This window comes from Nocardioides sp. LHD-245, assembly GCF_030929495.1.
Lineage (GTDB): Bacteria > Actinomycetota > Actinomycetes > Propionibacteriales > Nocardioidaceae > Nocardioides.
Map to the genome: position 1 here is coordinate 44,090 of NZ_JAVFWN010000002.1, position 21,528 is coordinate 65,617.

Genomic DNA, 21,528 nt, shown 5'->3' on the forward strand with positions numbered 1-21,528 from the left:
GTACCGTACATGAAAGGACGGCGTGAGGGGAAGGCTTCGTCGCCCTCGGTCCGACCTCAGCGCAGGTCGGACAGGAGACGGATCAACCCGCGCGGCGTGAGGCCGGCGATCAGCTCGCCGGGCAGCGCCGTCCAGCAGGCGTCACCGTCGAAGAGCACGCCGAGCTTGCGGGCGACGACCTCCGCCGGGTCGACGTCGCGCCGCAGCGGCTCGCGATGTCGCACGACGTCGCCCGCTGCCGAGGTCACGACGAGCCCGACCGCGTCGGCCGACGGGACCGGCACCAGCCTCAGCTCACCCGCGAAGGCGGTCGCGGGGTCGGCGGCGCGGAAGTACCGGACATCGCGCTCGCGTCCCCGGGCGACGGCCCCGACCGAGTAGGCCAGGCTCGCTGCCGCCTCGGGCGGACCGTCCACGACGCGATCGGTCGAGATGTAGGCCGTCATCGTGGCGGGCAGGGTCACCTCGATCGCGGAGGCGGCGCCGATCACCGGGCGGCCGGACCGTTCCGCGAGCCCCACCAGGCCGCGGATCACCGCCTGCAGCGGGGTCGAGCAGGGGAACTCCTTGTGCATCCCCTCGACGATGCGAGGTGGATCGTCGACCGCGCCGTCGACCGCACCGTCGACCGCCCCGGCCACCGGTACGGCGAAGGCGCGGCGGGCGGGCCCGTCGAGGAGTGTGGGTGAGGCGCGCAGGCCGGCCGCGGCGCGCACGGCCGCCTGCAGGCCCGCGGCCGCCACGTCGCCGAGGAGCACGTAGTGCCCGTCGGCGAAGACGTCCTCGCTCAGCAGACCGCCGGCCGACGCGGTCGCCAGCGCCAACGCCTGGACCGTGCGCTCCGTATCGAGGCCGAGCAGGCAGGAGGCCGTCATCGCGGCGCCGAGGCGTCCCGCCACGGCACCCGGCCACCAGGAGGCCTGGTAGAGCCGGGGCCCGCCCAGCAGGCCGGCCGCGACCGCGGTGACCTCGTAGCCCGCCGCGATCGCGGCGAGGACGTCGCGGCCGCCGACGTCCGCCCGGGCGCCGAGGTGCACGGCGAGCGGAACCACCGCGGCGCCGGGCACGGTGCCCGACCCGGGGTGGACGGCATCCAGCTCGTCGACATGGACCGCCGTGACGTCGGCGACCAGTGCGTCGGTCCGGCTCCGCCGCACTCCCGGCGCCCCCAGGGGCGTCCAGGCCTGGTCGGTGTCGACCGGCTCCTGGGAGTCGAGCAGGCGGCCCACGGTGGGGTGGCCGGCGCCGACCACCAGGCAGGCCAGGGTGTCGGCGCTCAGCAGCGCCGCGGCCCGGACCACGTCGCCCTCGCCCGCCCGCGCCGAGGCGGCGACCGCCGTACCGCGGTGGGCGAGGACCTCGAGCGTCGACGCGGCCATCAGCGGGCGGGCACCCCGAGCACCTCCACGCCGACCGCCTCGACGAGGTCGTGCGGCAGGTCGTAGGACCCGACGTGCTGGATGAAGACCGACGTGGCGCCGGCCCGCTCCACCAGGTCGAGCTTGGCCGCGATCTCGGCAGGGGTGCCGAACAGGCAGAACTCCTGGGCGAACCTCACCGCGTCGTCGTCGCTGATCCACTCGCCGCAGACCTCGACCGCGTGGTCCCAGTCCTCGGCGTGCACGAGGTCCGGGTAGACACCCGGGATCTCAGCCGGAACCTCGGCCTCGATGCCGGCGGCCTGCAGGGCGGTCCTGCCGCCGCGCTGGGCGATGCCGGCGCAGATCGGCTTGAGGATGCGGGCGTCGCGCTCGATGTCGTCCGTCACCTTGGCATGCGCCGAGACGATGATCTTCACGTCCGCGGGCGCCTTGCCGGCTTCACGAGCACCGGCCTCGACGAGGCCACGCGAGCGGGCGACCGCCGACTCCGAGACCCCGCTGAGCAGGATCGCGCCGTCGGCGATCTCCCCGGCCAACTGGAGGTTGCGCGGGCCGCTCGCGGCGAGGAGCACCGGCACTCCCGGATGCGGGTCACGCATCCGGGAGCTGACCGGACCGAAGTCGACCGTGTCGCCGGCGAGGACGGAGCGGATCACGTCCACCCCCGCCCGGAGCTCGGCCTGGCGGCTCGACCTGAGGCCGACCGGGTCGACGGAACTGTGACCCACGCCCAGGCCCAGGTCGAAGCGGCCGGGCGCGGCCTCGCCGATGGTCCGGGTCAGACCCGCCACGACGCTGGGGTGCCGCGTGACGACGTTGCTGACCGCGGTGCCGATCCGGATCGACTCCGTCTGCAGGGCCACGGCGTAGGCCGTGAGGAAGGCGTCGCGCCACAGCATCTGCGAGTCGGGCAGGAAGACCTGCGCGAACCCGAGCTCCTCGGCCCGGCGGGCCAGCCGGGCCACCTCGGTGGCCGGAGCGCAGGGAGGCAGCCGGATGCCGATCGGCAGGCTCATGCGAGCGCGCCGCCCCGCCCGAAGAACTCGCGGGCCTCCTTGTTGAAGCGATCCGCGTGCTCGTGCTGCGGCCAGTGCCCGCACTCGCCATAGATCTCCAGCTCCGAGCCGGGGATCGAGGCGTGCATGCGCTCAGCCTCGGGTACGTCGCCGAACGGGTTCTCCGCGCCCCACACGATGCGGGTGGGCGCCTTGATGCGGCCCATCTGCTCGGGCGAGAGGAGGTCCTCGACGCGGTTCTCCATGGTCTGCAGACACAGCAGGCGATCGATCCTGGCCACGAACTCGGGGCGGTGGTAGATCGCGTGCCGAACCTCGACGAGCTCCTCGGACACATTGGCCGGGTCGAACATGAGCAGCTCGAGGCGCTGGCGGGTCAGCGCCACGTCGTCGCTCTCGACCGCGGCCCGGGTGCTGGTGCGGATCCGCTCCATGACCGGCGGGTTCGCGACCGTGCCGCCGGGGGCGACCAGGATCAGGCTGCCGACACGCTCGGGGTGGTCGGCTGCCAGCCGGCCGGCGACCCAGCCACCCAGCGACTCCCCCACGAAGTGCGCCTTGGCGATGCCCTGGGCGTCCATGTAGGCGAGCACATGCTCGACGTAGCGCGGGATACGGTAGTCGGCATCCGGGCCCTCGGTGTAGCCGTGCCCGACCATGTCCACGGCGTGGCAGTCGAACTCGTCGGACAGCACGGTCAGGTTGCGGACGAAGGCCTCGAGGTGCCCACTCGTCCCGTGCAGCATGATGACGGGGTCGCCGGCGCCGGCCCGCACGTAGCGGGTGCGCAGTCCGCCCGCCTCGATGAAGCCGTGGCGGTAGTCCGTCGTGCTCAGCTGGGTCCACAGGGTCATGCTCGGTCTCCTTCGTCGAGCGGCTCGTAGAGAGCCACTGCCATTCCGGTCAGCCATTCGTCCATCGGGGCGTAGGCCAGGGTGGTGCCGCGGCCGGCGCCGACGGCGGCCGCCATGGCGATCCAGGAGCGCACCTCCTGGGCGCCGTTGCCGGCCTCCTTCTCGATCTCGTCGCTCGACTTCGCGATGGTGCGCGACAGGTCGCCGGCCGCGAGCTGCTCGAGGAAGTCCGCGTCGAACGCGGGATTGAGCTGGGCGGGAGCGGCGCGGATGATCTCGCGACGCCGGACCTCGAACTCCTTCCACTGCTCGCGGCCGTTGAGCCAGGCCTCCACGAGGAAGCGGTCGTCGTCGGACAGCGTCTGCGACCAGTCGGGCCAGGGCAGCCGGTGCGAGAGGCCGCCGGACGCGATGACGACGATCCGCTTGTCCTGCCCGTCGGTCTCCAGCGCGGTGCGCAGCGTCCGACCGACGGCCTCGGCCCGCGCGAGCGAGATCAGCGGCGGCGCGAACATGTTGAGCACGATCGGCACGATCGGCACGTCGAGCGCGGGCACCAGGTGCTGGAGGCCGTGCGTGATGCCGTGGTCGACGGTCAGCCGCAGCGAGAACGCCGGGTCGAACGAGCTGTCGACCAGCGTGTCCACGACGTGCTTGGCCAGCTCCCGGTCGACCGGGAGCGGGCCGGACGGAGTCTGGGCCTCGCCGGCCCCGATCACCTCGGCGACGCCGACCGTGATCGACGGCATCAGGTCGAGGAAGAGCCCGCGGAAGTGGTTGCTGCCGATGACGACGACGGCGTCCGGCCGGGCTGCCGCGATGGCGTCTGCCGCCCGGCCGAGCCCGTCGCGGAACTCGTGGGCGGCCGGCAGGTGGTCGACCTCGTCCCAGTGTGTGTTCATCAGCGTGCTGTGGGATGCCCCCACGCCCAGCACGATCCGGCTCATGGCACCACTCCTTCAGTCGCGTACAGTGTACGGTACTAAGGATTCGACGTCGACAGTGCGATGTCGGAAGGCTCGAACCCGTTGCACGGGTTGCGCTCCTGCGGGCAGGCCGAGACCGCGACGAGCAGCGACCGCTCCGCACGCAGGTCGATGTGGTCGCCCGCCCGGCTGGTCGGCAGCACGATCTCCAGGCCTCCGTCGGGACCGATCGCGATGTTCATGAACAACGAGGCGATCGCGTCCAGCTCCAGCTCCGCCGGACCCGCGATGTGCCCGGCAAGGCTCTCGACCAGGTTCTCCCGGCAGCTCCCTCCCTCCGGGCTGCCATAGCGGAACTCGTTGGTCTCGGCGCTGCAGCAGCCACCGCCGAACCAGTGCACGCCGACGGTGTCCTCGACCACCGTCGCCAACGGACGGGCCGCCTTCGAGTAGATCACGTGACCATGGGTGATCCGGGTGGTCCGGTTGAGGAGCTGCGTGTAGATGCACGACATCTGGTCGTGCGGATCGTCGACGGGCATCAACACCACATCCGCCGCCTGCCGGCCGGCGAGGTCCTCGATCCGCAGCACCTCACCGGCCTCCACGACGAACGCCGGCACGAACGAGCGTGCCGGCACCACCGTGTCGATCACGAGGTCACCGACTCCAGGACGTGCTCGGCCAGGCCGGCGACCGCGTCCAGCTTCCAGCCGTTGCCGGGCAGCGGGTGCGCCTCGCGGTCCAGCTCACGGTCGAGCACCTTGCGCAGCTGGGCGGCCGTCGGCGCCGTACGCCCCCGCAGCCACTCCTCCGCCTCGACGGCACGCCACGGCACGGGCGCGATCGCACCCAGCGCGATCCGCGCGTCACGCCAGGTCCCCGACGCGTCGATCTCCGCCGAGATCACGGCCGACGCAGTGGCGAAGTCACCGGTGTAGAGGTTGAGCTTGCGGAAGGCGCTGCGGCGCTTGCAGGCCGCAGCGGGAATCACGATCTCCACGACGACCTCGTCGGGGCGCAGGGCCGTCTCGCCGGGACCGGTGAAGAACTCCCCGATCGGCACCGTGCGGTGGCCGTTCGACGTGCTCAGCTCGACGCGCGCGTCGAGCGCGGTGAACACCGTGGCCAGGTCGGACGGGGTGACCGCCTGGCAGCGGTGGCCGTCGATGACAGCGTGCTGGAACCGGTGGTCACCCATCACGGCGTAGCACGGGCTGGTCACGCCGTTGCGCTTGTAGCAGGGGAATCCGCTGCGGAAGAACCAGCAGCGCTTCTCCTGCAGCAGGTTGCCCGCGACCGTCGCGACATTGCGGATCTGTGCGGAGGCGATCGAGTCGACGGCGTCCGCGATCGCCGGGATCCGCTCACGCGTCGCCTCCGCGAGCTCGGTCAGCGTCAGCGCCGCGCCGATGCGCAGCGAACCGTCGTCGGGCCACGTCACACCACGGAGCGTCATCACGCTGCGCGTCGAGATCAGCACCGTCGACGGGGACGCCTCACGACGCCGCTCCACCAGCGCGTCGCTGCCGCCACCGATCACCTGCGCGCCCTCGGCCGCGGCCTTCAAGATCACCGGTAGGTCGTCCGGGGCGCTGATCGAGGTCACGCTCTCCGGGTCACCGACACCGCTCCCGACACCGTGGCCGAGCTTCGTGCCCCAACGGTGCAGCAGGTGGTGCAGGCCCAGCGGATAGAGCCAGCGGAGCAACGCGATCCACCAGCGGTCGGGACGCCGCCAGATCCGGTGCCGGCGACGCCGGCCCTCCTTCTCGGCGAGCGCGGTGATCACCTTGTCGGGCGTCAGCGGCAGCTCACGGATGCGCACCCCCACCGCGTCGTGCACGGCATTGGCCAGCGCCGCACCCGGCGGGATGATCGACATCTCCCCCACGCTCTTGGCGCCGTACGGGCCCGCGGGATCGTGCGCGTTGACGATGACCGGACGCACCGACGGCACGTCCGCGGAGCGCGGCATCGCGTAGTGCAGGTAGCTGGTGTTGACGATCCGGCCGCCCTCGCGCACCAGCTCCTCGCCGAGCGCCGCGCCGATCCCCATCACCGCCCCGCCGGCGATCTGCCCCTCGACCGCGGTCGGGTTGATCGCCCGGCCGACGTCGTGGGCCGCCACGTAGTCGAGCAGCTCGACGGCGCCGGTACGACGGTCCACCTCGACATAGGCGCCGTGGGCGGCGTAGGCGTAGGTCGGCGAGAGGTTGGCGGTCGACTTCCCCGGCGCGAGAGGCTCGGTGCCCTCGAGCAGGTAGATCGTCTCGTGGGAGAGCATGCCGTCCACGGCGTCATCGCTGAGCCGGACCAGGTCGCCGAGCGCGACGGCGTCGTCCGCCCCGACCGCCTGGCCGTCGCGCAGGACGACGTCCTGCGTACCGAGCTTCGCACGCGCCAGGTCGCGCAGCCGCTCGGCCACCTCGGAGGCCGCCTTGCCGACGGAGGAGCCGGTCATGTGGGTGCCGCGCGAGGACCAGGCGCCGAGCTCGAAGGGCGTCCGCTCGCTGTCCATCGACAGCACCTCGACGTCGGCGAGGTCGACCCCCAGCTCGTCGGCGGCGATCTGAGCCAGGATGGTGCTCTGGCCGGTGCCCGCGTCGGAGCCGCCGTACCGGACCCGGACCCGGCCGTCGTCGAAGACGTCGATCGCGGCGTCGCTGCGGTTGGCCAGGTCGTAGGCATAGGCGCCGCTGCCGTGGCTGCCGGCGGCGACGCCGACGCCGCGATCCGGGCGGGGATCGGCGCGGCGGCGATCCCAGTCCAGCTCGGTGCGCACCGCGTCGAGACAGTCGGCGAGGCGGGCGGTCGTCACGTCGTAGCCGCACAGGGTGGTCGCGTACTCGCGGTTGACGTTGCGCAGCCGCATCTCCAGCGGGTCGAGCCCCAGACGGTCGGCGAGCTCGTCCAGCTGCGACTCCGCCGCGAGCGAGACCTGCGGCGTGCCGTATCCCCGGAACTGCCCGCCGGGCTGCGTGGCGGTGTCGATCAGGCGAGCCTCCACGAGCGCGCCGTCCGGGCGGTACATCGACCCGAGGGTGATCGCACCGACCCGCATCACGGAAGGGCCCATGTGGTTGTAGGACCCGTTGTCGACGCGGATGTCGCTCTCGTAGAGCCGGACCAGGCCGTCCTTGTCGACGGACGTGCGCAGCCAGGTCTCGAAGCGGTGTCGCGGCTTGTTGGCCCCGAGCTCCTCCTCGCGGGTCAGGCTCAGCAGCACCGGCCGGTTCGCCTTGCGGGAGAGCGCCGCGGCCAGCACCTCGTGCTCGGATGCCTTGGACTTCGAGCCGAACCCGCCGCCGGTGGCGATCTCGCGGAAGATCACCTGGTCGTGCTCGAGCCCGAGCAGCTGGGAGACCTCCTTGCCGATGAACCACGGCGCCTGGGTCGAGGTCCACAGCTCGACGGTGCTGTCGGCCTGGTTCCACCGGGCCAGGGTCGTATTGGTCTCCATGCAGGCGTGGGACACGCTCGGGTAGACGAAGCGGCCCTCGACGGCGGCGCTGGCGCGCGCACGTCCGGTCGCCACATCGCCCCACTCGGTCTGGAACAGGACCGAGACGTTGGGCTCGGCGGTGGTGCGCTCGTGCAGTCGGCGCGCACCGGGGGCCGTCGCCTCGGCGAGAGTCAGCGGGGCCGTGCGCGGGCGGTACCCGACCCGGATCGCGGCGAGCGCCGCGACCGCCTGCACGTAGGTCTCGGCCGCGACGGCGGCCACCTCCTGGCCCACGTGCCGCACCGTGCCGCGCGCCAGCGGCGGGCGGTCGGAGAGGGGCGCGCCGCGGTGGATGTAGACCGCGTCGGGAGCGAAGTCGGCCGCGGTGATCACCGCGACGACGCCGGGCATCCGTTCCGCACGCGACGTGTCCAGGGCCACGATGTCGGCATAGGGATGGGGCGAACGCAGGACCGCCGCGTGGAGAGCGGGCAGGCGCAGGTCGGCGGCGAACAGGGTGCTGCCGTCCGTGCGTGCCGCCCAGTCGTGCGGGCGCTGGGAGGTGCCGACGTAGCTCATGCCGCCCCACCCGCCCGGCGCTCGGCGACCTCGACCACGGCGGCGACGATCGCCTGGTAGCCCGTGCAGCGGCAGATGTTGCCGGACATCTGGTGCCGGACGACCTCGGGGTCGAGGCCGGACCGTGCCGCCTCAGCGCGGAGCAGCGCCGTCGCCCGGACGAGCTGTCCCGGAGTGCAGAAGCCGCACTGGAAGGCGCCCCGGTCGGCGAACTCCTCGCGCAGGTCGCGGATCTCCTCCGCGAGCCCCTCGATCGTCTCGACCTCGCCGGTGACGAGGGCCGCCGGCTCGATGCAGGACATCGTCGCCCGGCCGTCGACCAGCACGGTGCAGGCACCGCACTCGCCCCGCTCACAGGCGATCTTGGTCCCGGTCAGGCCGACCCGCTCGCGCAGCACCGCCGCAAGGGACTCCGCACCCCGGACCTCGACCGCGACCTGCTCGCCGTTGATCTTCAAGCGCTGCATGCCATCCTCCTCACCGCGAACGGACATCGCGACAGCGCGACCCTACCTCGCTTTTCCGTACGTTGTACCGGACACTATGTACGGAACGACCGAGCCGAGGAGTGCCGCATGCCCGAACCGACCCGACACGGTGCCACGGCGGGCACGCCGACGACCACCCACTGGGGCCGCTACCGGGTCCACGTCCGCGACGGGGAGATCACCGGGCTCGCGCCGGCCCCCGGCGACGGTGAGCCCTCGCCGATCGGCCGGTCGCTCGTCGACGGACGGGTCGCGCCGGCCCGGATCCGGGAGCCGATGGTGCGCACCGGCTATCTCGAGCACGGCCCGCGCCACCGGAACAACAACCGCGGCGACGACACCTTCACCCCCGTGCCGTGGGAGCACGCACTGGATCTGGTCGCGCACCAGCTGCGCCGGGTCTACGACGAGCACGGGCCGGCCGCGGTCTACGGCGGCTCCTACGGCTGGGCGAGCGCCGGCCGGTTCCACCACGCGCAGAGCCAGGTGCACCGGTTCCTGAACCTCGCCGGCGGCTACACCGGCTCGACCGGCACCTACAGCTACCACGCCATGCAGCGCATCGTCCCGCACGTGGTCGGCATCGACGCCGAGCGGCTGATGCTCGAACTGCCCTCGTGGGAGCAGGTGGCCGAGCACGCCGAGCTCGTCGTGGCCTTCGGCGGACTGGCGCCCAAGAACAGCCAGGTGAGTCCGGGCGGCGTCCACCGGCACAGCGCGAGCGAGGGCCGTGAGCACTGCCGGGCCGCCGGCGTGCGGTTCGTCAACGTCGGCCCCTGCCGCGACGACCTGCCCGACGCGGACGAGTGGATCGCACCGCGGCCGCACACCGATGTCGCGCTGATGCTGGCCCTCTGCACCCAGATCGTCGACACCGGCCGCCACGACCGCCGGTTCCTGGCCGAGTGCTGCACCGGCTTCGACCGCCTCCACGCCTATCTCGCCGGCCGCGAGGACGGCGTACGCAAGGATCCGGCCTGGGCGGCCGAGATCTGCGCGATCCCGGCCGAGACCATCGTCCGGCTGGCCGAGGAGATCGCCGCCCGGCGCACCCTGATCACCATGAGCTGGTCGATGCAGCGCGCCCAGCACGGTGAGCAGCCCTGCTGGGCGCTGATCGCGCTGGCCGCGATCGCGGGCCAGCTCGGGCACCCCGGCCGGGGTGCCGGTCTCGGGTTCGGGACCCACCACAGCACCGGCCTCGCCGGACTCCGGCACCCCGTCGCGGCGCTCCCCCAGCGTGCCGACCGTGCCCCTGCCTTCCCCGCGATCCCGGTGGCCCGGATCGCGGACCTGCTGCTCTCGCCCGGCGCCGAGATCGACTACGACGGCAGCCGCGTCACCTTCCCCGACATTCGTCTCGTGTACTGGTGCGGAGGCAATCCCTTCCATCACCACCAAGACCTCAACCGGCTCACGACGGCCTGGCAGGTGCCGGAGACCGTCGTCGTCCAGGAGCCGTTCTGGACGGCCACGGCACGCCACGCCGACATCGTGCTGCCGACGACGGTGACGCTGGAGCGCAACGACTTCGCCCACGGCCGGTTCGAGTCGGCGCTGTCGGCGATGCACCGCGCCGTCGACCCGCCCACCGGCGTCCGGCACGACTACGAGATCTTCGCCGCGCTGGCCGGACGCCTGGGATTCGACGACGCCTTCACCGAGGGCCGCACGGCCGACGACTGGGTACGCCACCTCTACGAGGAGACCCGCACTCGACTGGCGGAGGCCGGCGCCGCGATCCCCGACTTCGCCGCGTTCTGGCGTGCCGGCGAGACCGTGCTGACCGACGACCCGGCCGCCCGCCGTCCGGCCGGTGCCCTGGAGCTGCTGCGCCGCGACCCCGTCGCCCATCCCCTGCCCACGCCCAGCGGCCGGGTGGAGCTCTTCAGCGAGACCGTCGACGGCTTCGGGTACGCCGACTGCCCGGGCCACCCGACCTGGCTGGAGCCCGCGGAGTGGCTCGGCGGTGAGGGCGCGCGACGGCATCCGCTGCACCTGGTGTCGAACCAGCCGGCCACGCGGCTGCACAGCCAGCTCGACCACGGCGCCGTGAGCCGCGAGGGCAAGGTGGCCGGTCGCGAGCCGGTCGCCCTGCACCCCGACGACGCGGACCGGCGCGGCATCGCCGACGGCGACGTCGTCCGCGTCTTCAACGACCGCGGGTCCTGCCTGGCCGGCGCCCGAGTCACGGCGGAGGTGCGCCGCGGCGTCGTCGTCCTGGCCACCGGTGCGTGGTACGACCCGGTCGCTCCGGGCGGTCTGGACCGGCACGGCAACCCCAACGTGCTCACCGCCGACCGGCGTACGTCGGCGCTGGCGCAGGGCCCGGCATCGGGCACGGCACTGGTCGAGGTCGAGGCGTGGTCCGGCCCGGCTCCGGGGGTGGCGAGCTTCCGCCCGCCGGAGCTCGCGGGCCGGCGCCGCTGACCGCGGAACCGGGACCGGTTCAGCCGGACATCTCCCCGCCGGGCGGCCGGCGCTGCTCGCGCGCGGTGCGCAGCTGGCGCGCCAGACCGAGGGCCGAGGTCTTGACCGCCGCGGCGAGCTGGGGCATCCGGTAGGCCGAGACGGGCACGGAGATCGACATCGCCGCGACGGCGACGCCCTGCACCAGCACCGGCGCCGCGACGCACTCGCGGCCGACGGTGGCCTCCTCGCGCTCGAAGGCCAGGCCGGTGGCGCGGACCTCGGCCAGCTCCCGCTCCAGTCGCTCCGGGTCGACGATCGACTGGTCGGTGATCGCCCGCAGCGGCCGCTCCAGGTACTCGACCCGCACCTCCTCGGCACTGAACGCCAGCAGCGCCTTGCCGATCCCGGTGCACCCCAGGGGGAGGCGGCCGCCCACCCTCGACGGAAGCCCGAGATCGGAGTGCCCGTGGATCTTCTCGACGTAGACGACGTCGGCCCCTTCCCGGACGCCGAGGTGGACCGTCTCGTGGGTCGCCATGAACAGGTCCTGGAGGAAGGGACGGGCAGCCACGCGCAGCTCCTGCTCCACGGAGACCAGACTGCTGAGCTCGAACAGCCCGATGCCCAGCTGATAGCCGCCGTCCTCCTGCGCGAGCAGCCGCTGCTCGACCAGACTGCCGGCCAGCCGGTGCACGGTCGACAGCGGCAGGGACGTGCGCCGCGCAAGCTCGGAGAGCCGCAGCTGCTGGGTCCCGCCGTCGAACGCACGCAGGATGCGCAGACACTTGTCCAGCATGGTCGGCTGACCGCGAGCTTCCTTCCGCTCCACGGAACTTCCCTTCTCTACGTCTTCGGAGGGGGACCGTGGCGGCCCGGCCGGCGCCGGCAGACGCTGCCACCCACCGGAAATGTTTCATCTCGGAAAAGTTTCCCGGGCGGGCTCCCATTCCGTCGCTGGGAACTGTACCGTACGTCGTACGCAAGTGCTCGCCGTCACAGCGGCAGCCCCGCGACACAGGACGCGGACGCGAACCGAAGGGAATGACACATGACGACTTCGCTCGAGCCGACACAGGTCGAGGACCGTGTTCCCGCGCGCACGATCCTCGACGTCAGCGAGCTCCGCAAGAGGTACGCTCCGGACCGCCCCCTCGTCTGCGACGGCCTCACCTTCCAGGTGCGGGAGGGCGAGTTCGTCGCCATCATCGGGCCCTCCGGGTGTGGCAAGTCGACCCTGCTGCGGATGATGTCCGGCATCCTCAAGCCGACGTCGGGCACGGTGAGCCTGCACGGGCGCACGATCAGCAAGCCCCCGCCGGAGATGGCGCTGGTCTTCCAGGACTACACCCGCTCGCTCTATCCGTGGCTCACCGTCGAGCGCAACGTGCGCTTCCCGCTCGCCAAGGACAAGTCGCTCTCCAAGGCGGAGAAGGCCGAGCGGGTCGCGCGCGCCCTGGACAACGTCGGGCTCACGGGCTTCGAGTCCTACCACCCCGGCGCCCTGTCCGGCGGCATGCAGCAGCGCGTCTCGATCGCCCGGGCACTGGCCTTCCAGCCGCAGATCCTGCTGCTCGACGAGCCCTTCGCCTCCGTGGACGCCCTCACCAAGGAGGGACTCGAGGACACCCTGCTCGACGTACGCGACCGGATGCAGGACGCCGGAAAGACCATGCTGATGGTCACCCACGACATCGACGAGGCCATCTACCTGGCCGACCGGATCGTGGTGCTGAGCAAGCCGCCGTGCATGGTCGCCGAGGAGCTGGTCATCGACCTGCCGAAGCCGCGCAACCAGATCGAGACGCGCAGCCACCCGGAGTTCCTGCGGATCCGGGCGCACATCCACGACGTCATGGGACTCACCGACCAGCGCCGCGGCGCCGGCGGCTCCCCGGCGACCCACGGAAAGGGCCACTGAAAGAGACATGAGGAAAGCAGGTCACACCATGCGCAACCACAAGACGACGAGCGGACTGGTCGCACTCGCCTTCGCGGCCTCCGCCGTCCTGAGTGCCTGCGGAGGAGACTCGGGCGGCTCCGAGGTGACGACCAATGAGGACGGCACCGCGAGCATCACCATCGCCACGGTGGGGTCGGACTCCGGCTCCCAGGCCTTCATCGGCGAGAAGGAGGGCTTCTTCGAGGACCACGGCCTGGACGTGAAGGTCAAGATCGTCGCCAACGTCCCGGAGCTCGCGGCCGCGGTCGAGTCCGGCGACGCCCAGTTCGCCCTGACCTCGCCGACGTCCATCGCCTCCGCCAAGGCGGCCGGCGTCGACTTCACCATCGTCGCGGGCGCCGCCGTCTACACCAAGGACAACCCCGGGGTGTGGATCATGGTGCCCGAGGGCAGCTCGATCACCTCGCCGAAGGACCTCGACGGCAAGTCGGTGGCGGTCAACGCGCTCAACACCATGCCGCACCTGTCAACGCTCGCCACGCTCGAGGACGCGGGCGTCAAGGTCGACGCCAAGTCGCTCGAGGTCGTCACCTTGGACTTCACCCAGGTCGGCCAGGCCTTCGAGAGCGGCCAGGTCGACGCGGCGACCGTGACCGCGCCGTTCAACTACCAGATCGAGGGCGACGGGCTGGGCCGCGCGATCGCGTCGCCGTACGACGCCGTCAACGACGGCAAGGACTTCTACAACACGATCTGGTTCGGCCAGGGCTCGCTGGTCGAGAAGCAGCCCGAGGTGGTCGAGAAGTTCCAGGACGCACTGCGCGACACCAACGCCTGGGCCAACGACCCGGCCAACGAGGCCGAGCGCAAGGGGATCCTGCAGGAGTACACGGACCTGGCCGACGACATGCTCGACGGTCTCCAGCTGCTGCAGTTCGGTGACGACGTCACGCCCGAGCTGATCCAGCCGGTCATCGACATCATGGAGCACTTCGAGGTGCTCCCCCGGCCGATCGAGGCCGACGACATCATCGCCGACGTCAAGTGATCCGCGTGCCGGTGGAGGCCTCGGGCCTCCACCGGCACCGATCGGCAACGACACGAGCTGGCCGACGGCCGGAGGGATTGAACGATGAGCACCACCACCGCTGAGCGGGTCGACGCACCCGGCGCCGACCGACCGGGCACCACCGCCCGCCGCAGACGACCGACCCGACGGTGGCGCTCCGTCGTCAACCTGCGCGGTCTGGTGTTCGCGATCGGCCTGGTGCTGCTGGTGGAGCTGCTCACCGCGACGGTCGTGACGTCGGTCTACGTACCGCGCCCCTCCGAGATCGGCGGCGCTCTGGTCTCGGAGCTGCAGCGGGGCGACCTGATGAGCGGCATCGGCATCACCCTGGGCGCCTATCTCCAGGGTCTGGCGATAGCAGCCGTCGCAGGCGTCGTCCTGGGCGCCGCGCTGGGCGCCTCCGACCTGGCCTACAACGCCTTCCGGATCCTCATCGAGTTCCTCCGGCCGCTGCCCTCCGTGGCCCTGATCCCGTTCTCGATCCTGCTGCTGGGCGTCGGCACCACCACGACCGTGGCCATGATCGTCTTCGCGTCCTTCTGGCCCATCCTGTTCAACACCTACTACGGCGTGCGCGCCGTCAACCCGGTCGCGATCGAGTCGGCGCGGATCTTCGGGCTGAACCGGCGCCAGGTCTTCTTCCGGGTGCAGATCCCGAGCGCGGCGGTCAACATCGCAGCGGGCATCCGGATCAGCTCAGCGATCGCGCTGATCCTCGTGATCACCGTCGAGATCCTCACCCGGAGCGGCGGCCTCGGCTACTACATCGTCCGGATGCAGGTGGCGATCCGCACCGAGGACATGTACGCCGGCATCTTCGTGGTCGGCGTGATCGGCTACCTCGTCGCGCTGGCGGTGGCCGGGCTGGAGCGACGCGTCATCTTCTGGAACTCCGACATCCGAGAGGGCGGTGACCGATGATGCGGTCGGCACTCACGACCCGCGTGCTGCCCTGGGTGGCGCCGCTGCTGCTGCTCGTCGTCTGGGAGTACGCCGGACGCCACACCACGAGCATCTACCTGCCGCCCGCCAGTGACGTGGCCAAGGCGCTGCGCGAGGACTGGATGTGGGAGCACACCACCCGGGATCTCCTCCCCAGCCTGAAGCGGTTCGCCCTGGGCTACCTCGCGGGGAGTGCGCTGGGCATCCTGGTCGGGCTGGCCATCGGCTCCTCGCGACGGGTCGCGCAGTACACCGGCCCCACCCTGGAGTTCCTGCGCGCGCTCCCGGCGGTCGCGGTCATGCCGGTCGCGATCCTGCTCTTCGGACTCGGCGACGGCATGCGGATCTCGATCATCGCCTTCGGCGTGCTGTTCCCCGTGCTGGTGAACACCGCCGCCGGAGCGCGCAGCTGCCGCCAGGAGCGGATCGACGTCGCCGAGATGTTCGGTCTCAGCCGGCTCCAGGTGATCCGCCGGGTCATCCTGCCGTCGGCGGTGCCGATGATCTCGGCCGGCCTGCGCGTCGGGCTGCCGATCGCCCTGATCATGATGGTCGTCTCCGAGCTCGTGGGAGGCAAGAACGGCATCGGCTTCTACCTCACACAGGCCCAGTCGCTCTTCGACATCGCGGGCATGTTCTCGGCGCTCGTCATCCTCGGCGTCCTCGGCAACCTGATCAACTGGCTCTACGTCCGCGTCGAGACGCAGCAGCTGCACTGGGGCGCTCACCTCTAGCAGCCGAAGTCGGACCCGCCCGGTGCCCCGTTGTCGTACTGTGTACGACAACACCGGCGCGAGTGCCTGCCGCCGCCAGCAGAGGAGACAGGGAAGACGTGACCACGACAGCCAAGGCCGGGTCCAAGGGCCGCCGCAGCGGGAGCCGCGGCAAGATCAGCCGAGAGGCGATCGTGGCCGCTGCGCTCGAGGTCTCCGACTCCAGCGCGGGTCTGGACGCCGTGACCGTGCGCAGCCTGGCCACCAAGCTCGGCACCGGCACCATGACGCTCTACGGCTACTTCCGCAGCAAGGACGAGATCCTGGACGCGATGGCCGACCACGTGATGAGCGGGATCGAGTTGCCGCCCGTGGAGGACGAGACCCCCGAGCAGGCGCTGCGCGTCGTGGCCCAGGCCTTCGTGAAGCTGATGACCGAGCACCCGAGCGTCTCGTGGCTGCTCTCCTCGCGGGTCACCCGGTCCCACGCGTCCCTGAAGGCGGCCATGGAGGACGTCCTGCGCCGGCTGGTCGACGCGGGCATCCCCGCCGAGACCGCGGTGCGCTGCTACGGCCTGCTCATCCAGTTCGCCCTGGGATTCGCCGCCTACCAGGCTCCCCGCCAGTGGGGCGCGGCCAGCGGCGAGGACGGCGCCGAGCTGCGTCGCCAGCAGCAGCACTACTGGGCCGGCCTGCCGGCCACCGAGTTCCCGCTGGTCGTGGAGCTGGCTCCCCAGCTGGTGATGCTGCCGACCGAGGAGCAGTTCGACTGGGGCGTGGAGCTCCTCGTCGACGTGCTTGCACGGGCGCTGGAGCGCGAGACGCAGCGCTCCTGACCCGTTGCTCGTTTCGTACGGCACCCCGTACGCTGTACGAAACGAGCGAGAGGGTCCCTGTGAGCATCGGTTTCGGCACCGCGGCGCGCGTCGGCCACCTGTACCCCTCCGGCGGCCTGTGCGACTACGAGATCCAGTTGATGGCGCCCGCGGGGGTCCAGTTCCTCACCACGCGGATGCCCTTCCGGCGTACCGGCGTCGCCGACGACCTCGCCCTGGCCGAGGGCCTGGAGACGCACGCCGGCCTGCTCGCCGACGCGGCGGTCGACCTGATCGCGTTCAACTGCACCGCGGCGAGCATGCTGCTCGGGCCGGCTCGGGTCAACGAGCGGATCACCGCGGCCACCGGCATCCCCAGCGTCACCACGATCGAGGCCGTCCTCGAGGCGCTGGCGCACCTCGACGCGCGGCGCATCGTGCTGCTCGACCCCTATCCACGCGAGGTCGAGGACGCCGAGGTCGCTCATCTCGCCGCGGCCGGCCACGAGGTCGTCGCCCGTGGCGGTCCCGAGTGCGCGACCCCGGTGGAGCAGGGCTGCCTGCCCCCCGAGGAGTGGCGCCGGATCGCGCGCGCCGTCGATGCGGGCGACGCGGACGCCGTCCTCATCAGCTGTGCCGGCGCCCAGGTGGCGACCAGCATCGCGGAGATCGAGAGCGCGCTGGGCATCCCGGTGGTGGCCAGCAACCAGGCGCTGCTGTGGAAGGTCCTGCGCCTGCTCGACCTTCCCGCGCCGGGGCCCGGCTACGGCCGGCTACTGAACGAGGAGTCCTGAGACATGTCCGATGAGCAGAGGTCCGATGAGCAGAGGCCCGGGCCGCCGGCCGTCGTGAAGGGCTACGCCGACTCCCGGTTCGGCCAGCTGCACTACGTCGAGTGCGGATCGGGCGCGCCGGTGCTCCTGCTGCACCAGACGCCACGCTCGTGGGACGAGTACCGCGACGTGCTCCCCCTGCTGGGCGCGAACCGGCGCGCGATCGCCATGGACACCCTCGGTTTCGGCGCCTCGGTCCGCCCGTCCGAGCCGTTCCGCGTCGAGCTGTTCGCCGACGCTGTCGAGGACCTGATCGACACACTCGGACTGACCGGCGTCAGTCTGGTCGGGCACCACACCGGCGGCGTCGTCGCGATCGAGGTCGCCGCCCGTCGCGGCGAGGCGATCGAGGCCCTGGTCCTCTCCGGCGTCCCGTACGTCGACGCGCCGCGGCGCGCCCGGGTCGCCGGAGCGCCACCGATCGACCACGTCACGCCCGCGGCCGACGGCAGCCACCTCGGCGAGCTGTGGAACCGGCGCCGCGGGTTCTACCCGAGCGACCGGCCCGACCTGCTGGCTCGCCTGGTCGCCGACGGCCTGCGCGTGATCGACCGGGTCGAGGAGGGCCACCGGGCGGTCAACGCCTACCGGATGGAGGACCGGATCCGGCTCGTCCGGAGCCGCACCCTCGTCCTGTGCGGGGAGGACGACAGCTACTCGCTGCCCGACGTCCCCCAGCTGTGCGCCTCGATCCCGGGCGCCGCCTCGGCCGTGCTCCCCGGCACCGGTGTCCCGTCCGTCGACCACCGCCCGGACCTCTTCGCCGCGTCTGTCGCCGCCTTCCTCGACGAGGGAGCGGCGGGCCGGTGAGCACCGATCTTCCGGTCCACTGGCTCAGCCTCGGCGGAACGCTGCAGGCGCAGGGCCACGACCCGCTGGACGTCGACCGGTACTGGCGCACGGGGCGGTCGCTGGCGCCCGAGGAGGTGCTCGCCCCGGTCCGCTCGCTGGTCGGACCGGTCACCGTCGAGGCCGTCACCACCCGCCCCAGTCACGATCTGACGCCGGACGACCTGCTCGCACTGGTGCGCCGCCTGCGCGCCCTCGACCCGGCCGCGATGACCGGCGCCGTGCTCACGCTGGGGTCCAACGGCCTGGAGGAGGTCGCCTTCCTGGCGTGGTTGCTCGGCGCCCCGGTGCCGATCGCGGTGACGGCCTCGATGCGACCACCGACCGCGATCGGCAGCGACGCACTGCCCAACCTCGTCGACGCCGTCACGGTGGCCAGGTCCGCCGGGGTGCGCGAGCACGGCGTGGTCGTGGTCTCCGACGGCGCCGTCCTGCACCCCGCGGAGACGATGAAGAGCCACAGCTCCCGCGTCGACTCCTTCCGGTCCAGTGCGACCCCGCTCGGCGAGGTGCACGCCCGGACGCCCCGTTGGCTCCGACCGGCCCGACCCGGGCCGCTGCGCGATGCGCCGGTCCCGGCCACGCTGGCACCGGTCGAGATCGTCACCACCTACCTCGGCGCCGACGGCGCGGCGGTGCGCTCGGCCGTCGAACGGGGGGCACGGGCGGTCGTCTCCGCCGGGACCGGCGCGGGGTTCCCCACGAGCGCCGAGCGACAGGCGCTCGAGGACGCCGCGGCCGCCGGGGTCGTGGTGTGCCAGGCCCAGCGCACGCCGTACGGCTCGGTGGCGGCGACCGCGGGCGCCCTGCTGTGCGCCCGGGAGCTCACGCCGCAGAAGACCCGGCTCCTGCTGTCCGCCGCGCTCGCGGCCGAGCAGCCGCCCGGCGCAGAAGCGCTCCAGCGCCTCCTCGACGACGCGTCACGCTAGCCGCGGCGCTGCCCTCAGCCGCGGGCGGCGACCGGCTCCAGGCGCACGATCACGCCCTTCGACGTCGGGGTGTTGCTGATCTCGGCGACGCTGTCGAGCGGCACCAGCACGTTGGTCTCGGGGTAGTACGCCGCAGCCGACCCGCGCGCAGCCGGGTAGGCGACGGCACGGAAGCCCTCTGCGCGACGCTCCGTGCCGTCGGTCCAGACGCTCACGATGTCGACCGGGTCGCGGTCGGCGATGCCGAGCTCGGCGAGGTCGTCGGGGTTGACCATCACGATGCGGCGGGCGTCGTGGATGCCGCGGTAGCGGTCGTTCATGGCGTAGGGGATGGTGTTCCACTGGTCGTGCGAGCGCAGGCTCTGCAGCACCAGGTGGCCCTTCGGCGCCGTGATCATGTCGAGCTCGTTGCAGGTGAAGACCGCCTTGCCGCTCGGCGTCGGGAAGCGCCCCTCGTTGACCGGGTTGGGCAGCCGGAAGCCGCCCGGGACGGCGACCCGTGCGTTGAAGTCGGCGAACCCGGGCACCACGCGGGCGATCCGGTCGCGGACCAGGGCGTAGTCGGCCTCGAAGTCCTCCCACGGGATGGCGCCGCCCTCCCCCAGGGTGCGGCGGGCCAGCCGGCCGATGATCGCGACCTCGCTCAGCAGGTCCGGCGAGGCGGGCTCGAGCCGGCCACGGGACTGGTGCACCTCGCTCATCGAGTCCTCGACGGTGACGAACTGCTCGCCGGTGGCCTGGACGTCGCGGTCGCTGCGCCCGAGGGTCGGCAGGATGAGCGCGGTCTCGCCGCACACGGTGTGCGACCGGTTGAGCTTGGTCGAGATCTGCACGGTCAGCCGGCAGCCGCGCAGCGCGGCCTCGGTGACGTCGCTGTCGGACATCGCGCGCACGAAGTTGCCGGCGACGCCGACGAACACGCTCGCCTTCCCGTCGCGCATCGCACGGACGCCGGCCACCGAGTCGTAGCCGTGGGCGCGCGGCGGCGCGAAGTCGAACTCCGCGGCCAGGGCGTCCAGGAAGGAGTCGGGCACCCGCTCCCAGATGCCCATCGTGCGGTCGCCCTGGACGTTGCTGTGGCCGCGGACAGGGCACACGCCCGCGCCGGGGCGCCCCAGGTTGCCGCGCAGCAGGAGGAAGCTGACGATCTCGCGGATGGTCGGCACGCCGTGGCGGTGCTGGGTCAGACCCATCGCCCAGCAGACGATGACCTTGCGGGCGCCGAGCACCTCGCGGTGGACCGCCTCGATCTCCTCCCGGGTCAGGCCGGTCGCCGCCAGCACGTGCTCCCAGGTGACGGTGCGGGTATGAGCCGCGAAGTCGTCGTACCCGACGGTGTGGGTGGCGATGAAGTCGTGGTCGAGCACGGTGCCGGGGGCCGCGTCCTCGGCCTCGAGCAGCAGCCGGTTGAGCATCTGGAAGAGCGCGAGGTCCCCGCCCGGCCGGATCTTGAGGAAGAGGTCCGCGATGACGGTGCCCTTGCCGACGACGCCGCGCGGCGTCTGCGGGTTCTTGAACCGGATCAGCCCGGCCTCCGGCAGCGGGTTGACCGCGATCACCCGGCCGCCGTTGCGCTTGGTCTCCTCGAGCGCCGACAGCATCCGGGGATGGTTCGTGCCCGGGTTCTGGCCGACCACGAACACCAGGTCGGACTCGTGGATGTCGTCGAGGGAGACGCTGCCCTTGCCGACACCGAGGGTCTCCCCCAGCCCGGATCCGCTCGACTCGTGACACATGTTCGAGCAGTCCGGCAGGTTGTTGGTGCCGTAGGCGCGGGCGAAGAGCTGCAGCAGGAACGCGGCCTCGTTGTTGAGCCGGCCCGAGGTGTAGAACATCGCCTCGTCGGGCGAGGCCAGGCCGTTGAGCTCGTCGGCGACGAGGCCGAGCGCGTCGTCCCAGCCGATCGGCTCGTAGTGGGTCGCGCCGGGGCGCTTGACCATCGGCTCGGTCAGCCGGCCCTGGTGGTTGAGCCACATGTCGGACGCCGCGCCGAGCTCGGCGACGGAGTGCGCGGCGAAGAACTCGCGGGTCACCCGTCGGGTCGTCGCCTCGTCGGTGACGTGCTTGGCGCCGTTCTCGCAGTACTCGTTCTTGTGCCGGTGCTTCGGGTCCGGCCACGCGCAGCCCGGGCAGTCGATGCCCTCGGCCTGGTTGAGACTGAGCAGGGTGAGCGCCGTGCGCTTGGGCCCGGCCTGGGCCAGCGCGTACTCCATCGCGTGCGCGACCGCGGGCAGGCCGGCGGCGTACGTCTTCGGCGGCGTCACGTCGAGATCGTCCTGGGGGTCCACGTCCGGCCGCTTCCTGCTCACCCCTGCAGCGTGCCGCCCCACCGGGACGGCGTCAAACGCCCGGGACGGCCGGGCGGTCCGGGCGCGC

18 protein-coding genes are annotated in these 21,528 nt (G+C 72.1%); 9 read left to right on the forward strand and 9 right to left on the reverse strand.

Translation table 11 applies throughout. The annotated features are described in order from the left end of the window. Positions 1-56: 56 nt before the first annotated feature. Genes RB608_RS02925 through RB608_RS02955 form a run of 7 tightly spaced genes read right to left on the reverse strand, consistent with a single transcriptional unit; the run spans position 57 to position 8,669 of the window. Entirely contained in the window at positions 57-1,379 is a 1,323-nt protein-coding gene (locus RB608_RS02925) for an MmgE/PrpD family protein (protein WP_308086294.1), read from the reverse strand. Then, on the reverse strand, positions 1,379-2,398 hold the full coding sequence (locus tag RB608_RS02930) for an LLM class flavin-dependent oxidoreductase (protein ID WP_308086295.1): 1,020 nt from the start codon (positions 2,396-2,398) through the stop codon (positions 1,379-1,381). The genes RB608_RS02925 and RB608_RS02930 overlap by 1 nt, the downstream gene beginning before the upstream one ends. Further along, complete coding sequence (locus RB608_RS02935; protein ID WP_308086296.1) at positions 2,395-3,252, reverse strand: alpha/beta hydrolase; 858 nt, start codon at positions 3,250-3,252, stop codon at positions 2,395-2,397. The genes RB608_RS02930 and RB608_RS02935 overlap by 4 nt, the downstream gene beginning before the upstream one ends. Further along, positions 3,249-4,199, reverse strand: a complete 951-nt coding sequence (locus RB608_RS02940; protein ID WP_308086298.1) for a hypothetical protein — start codon at positions 4,197-4,199, stop codon at positions 3,249-3,251. The genes RB608_RS02935 and RB608_RS02940 overlap by 4 nt, the downstream gene beginning before the upstream one ends. 35 nt (positions 4,200-4,234) lie before the next feature. Continuing rightward, positions 4,235-4,834, reverse strand: a complete 600-nt coding sequence (locus RB608_RS02945; protein WP_308086299.1) for an urea carboxylase-associated family protein — start codon at positions 4,832-4,834, stop codon at positions 4,235-4,237. Next, the gene (locus RB608_RS02950; protein ID WP_308086301.1) at positions 4,831-8,202 is read right to left on the reverse strand and encodes a molybdopterin cofactor-binding domain-containing protein; all 3,372 of its coding nucleotides are present in this window, start codon (positions 8,200-8,202) and stop codon (positions 4,831-4,833) included. Before RB608_RS02950 ends, RB608_RS02945 begins: the two co-directional genes overlap by 4 nt. Further along, positions 8,199-8,669, reverse strand: coding sequence for a 2Fe-2S iron-sulfur cluster-binding protein (locus tag RB608_RS02955; RefSeq protein WP_308086303.1), 471 nt, complete (start codon positions 8,667-8,669; stop codon positions 8,199-8,201). Before RB608_RS02955 ends, RB608_RS02950 begins: the two co-directional genes overlap by 4 nt. Positions 8,670-8,777: 108 nt before the next feature. Here RB608_RS02955 and RB608_RS02960 point away from each other — a divergent pair, with 108 nt between their 5' ends. Then, complete coding sequence (locus RB608_RS02960; RefSeq protein ID WP_308086305.1) at positions 8,778-11,120, forward strand: molybdopterin-dependent oxidoreductase; 2,343 nt, start codon at positions 8,778-8,780, stop codon at positions 11,118-11,120. 19 nt (positions 11,121-11,139) lie between these two features. On the opposite strand, the gene RB608_RS02965 is transcribed toward RB608_RS02960, so the two are convergent. Beyond that, positions 11,140-11,931: an IclR family transcriptional regulator gene (locus RB608_RS02965; protein ID WP_308086307.1), complete on the reverse strand. Its 792-nt coding sequence runs from the start codon at positions 11,929-11,931 to the stop codon at positions 11,140-11,142. A 219-nt stretch (positions 11,932-12,150) separates the two neighbouring features. Between RB608_RS02965 and RB608_RS02970 the strand changes: the two genes are divergently transcribed. The 8 genes from RB608_RS02970 to RB608_RS03005 all read left to right on the forward strand — a co-directional run bounded on the left by RB608_RS02970 (position 12,151) and on the right by RB608_RS03005 (position 19,152). Beyond that, positions 12,151-13,020: an ABC transporter ATP-binding protein gene (locus tag RB608_RS02970; RefSeq protein ID WP_308086309.1), complete on the forward strand. Its 870-nt coding sequence runs from the start codon at positions 12,151-12,153 to the stop codon at positions 13,018-13,020. A gap of 28 nt (positions 13,021-13,048) precedes the next feature. Next, positions 13,049-14,050 carry an ABC transporter substrate-binding protein gene (locus RB608_RS02975; protein WP_308086311.1) on the forward strand — a complete coding sequence of 334 codons (1,002 nt, stop codon included), beginning with the start codon at positions 13,049-13,051 and terminating at the stop codon, positions 14,048-14,050. Positions 14,051-14,134: 84 nt separating this feature from the next. After that, on the forward strand, positions 14,135-14,992 hold the full coding sequence (locus RB608_RS02980) for an ABC transporter permease (protein ID WP_308086313.1): 858 nt from the start codon (positions 14,135-14,137) through the stop codon (positions 14,990-14,992). Continuing rightward, entirely contained in the window at positions 14,989-15,747 is a 759-nt protein-coding gene (locus RB608_RS02985; protein ID WP_308086314.1) for an ABC transporter permease, read from the forward strand. Before RB608_RS02980 ends, RB608_RS02985 begins: the two co-directional genes overlap by 4 nt. Positions 15,748-15,845: 98 nt before the next feature. Then, entirely contained in the window at positions 15,846-16,562 is a 717-nt protein-coding gene (locus tag RB608_RS02990; protein WP_308086315.1) for a TetR/AcrR family transcriptional regulator, read from the forward strand. Between the two features lie 59 nt (positions 16,563-16,621). Beyond that, on the forward strand, positions 16,622-17,335 hold the full coding sequence (locus RB608_RS02995; RefSeq protein WP_308086316.1) for an aspartate/glutamate racemase family protein: 714 nt from the start codon (positions 16,622-16,624) through the stop codon (positions 17,333-17,335). Positions 17,336-17,338: 3 nt separating this feature from the next. Beyond that, positions 17,339-18,184 (forward strand): alpha/beta fold hydrolase, encoded by an 846-nt coding sequence (locus tag RB608_RS03000; RefSeq protein WP_308086317.1) that lies wholly within the window; start codon positions 17,339-17,341, stop codon positions 18,182-18,184. Continuing rightward, the gene (locus tag RB608_RS03005; RefSeq protein WP_308086318.1) at positions 18,181-19,152 is read left to right on the forward strand and encodes an asparaginase domain-containing protein; all 972 of its coding nucleotides are present in this window, start codon (positions 18,181-18,183) and stop codon (positions 19,150-19,152) included. The genes RB608_RS03000 and RB608_RS03005 overlap by 4 nt, the downstream gene beginning before the upstream one ends. Before the next feature lie 14 nt (positions 19,153-19,166). Here the strand turns inward: RB608_RS03005 and RB608_RS03010 are convergent, their stop codons facing one another. After that, on the reverse strand, positions 19,167-21,461 hold the full coding sequence (locus tag RB608_RS03010) for an FdhF/YdeP family oxidoreductase (protein WP_308086320.1): 2,295 nt from the start codon (positions 21,459-21,461) through the stop codon (positions 19,167-19,169). Positions 21,462-21,528: the final 67 nt, after the last annotated feature.

Bases quoted from the DNA above. Each gene is read 5' to 3' on its own strand.
- RB608_RS02925 (WP_308086294.1), bottom strand. From the start codon at position 1,379: ATGGCCGCGTCGACGCTCGAGGTCCTCGCCCACCGCGGTACGGCGGTC.
- RB608_RS02930 (WP_308086295.1), bottom strand. From the start codon at position 2,398: ATGAGCCTGCCGATCGGCATCCGGCTGCCTCCCTGCGCTCCGGCCACC.
- RB608_RS02935 (WP_308086296.1), bottom strand. From the start codon at position 3,252: ATGACCCTGTGGACCCAGCTGAGCACGACGGACTACCGCCACGGCTTC.
- RB608_RS02940 (WP_308086298.1), bottom strand. From the start codon at position 4,199: ATGAGCCGGATCGTGCTGGGCGTGGGGGCATCCCACAGCACGCTGATG.
- RB608_RS02950 (WP_308086301.1), bottom strand. From the start codon at position 8,202: ATGAGCTACGTCGGCACCTCCCAGCGCCCGCACGACTGGGCGGCACGC.
- RB608_RS02955 (WP_308086303.1), bottom strand. From the start codon at position 8,669: ATGCAGCGCTTGAAGATCAACGGCGAGCAGGTCGCGGTCGAGGTCCGG.
- RB608_RS02960 (WP_308086305.1), top strand. From the start codon at position 8,778: ATGCCCGAACCGACCCGACACGGTGCCACGGCGGGCACGCCGACGACC.
- RB608_RS02970 (WP_308086309.1), top strand. From the start codon at position 12,151: ATGACGACTTCGCTCGAGCCGACACAGGTCGAGGACCGTGTTCCCGCG.
- RB608_RS02975 (WP_308086311.1), top strand. From the start codon at position 13,049: ATGCGCAACCACAAGACGACGAGCGGACTGGTCGCACTCGCCTTCGCG.
- RB608_RS02980 (WP_308086313.1), top strand. From the start codon at position 14,135: ATGAGCACCACCACCGCTGAGCGGGTCGACGCACCCGGCGCCGACCGA.
- RB608_RS02985 (WP_308086314.1), top strand. From the start codon at position 14,989: ATGATGCGGTCGGCACTCACGACCCGCGTGCTGCCCTGGGTGGCGCCG.
- RB608_RS03000 (WP_308086317.1), top strand. From the start codon at position 17,339: ATGTCCGATGAGCAGAGGTCCGATGAGCAGAGGCCCGGGCCGCCGGCC.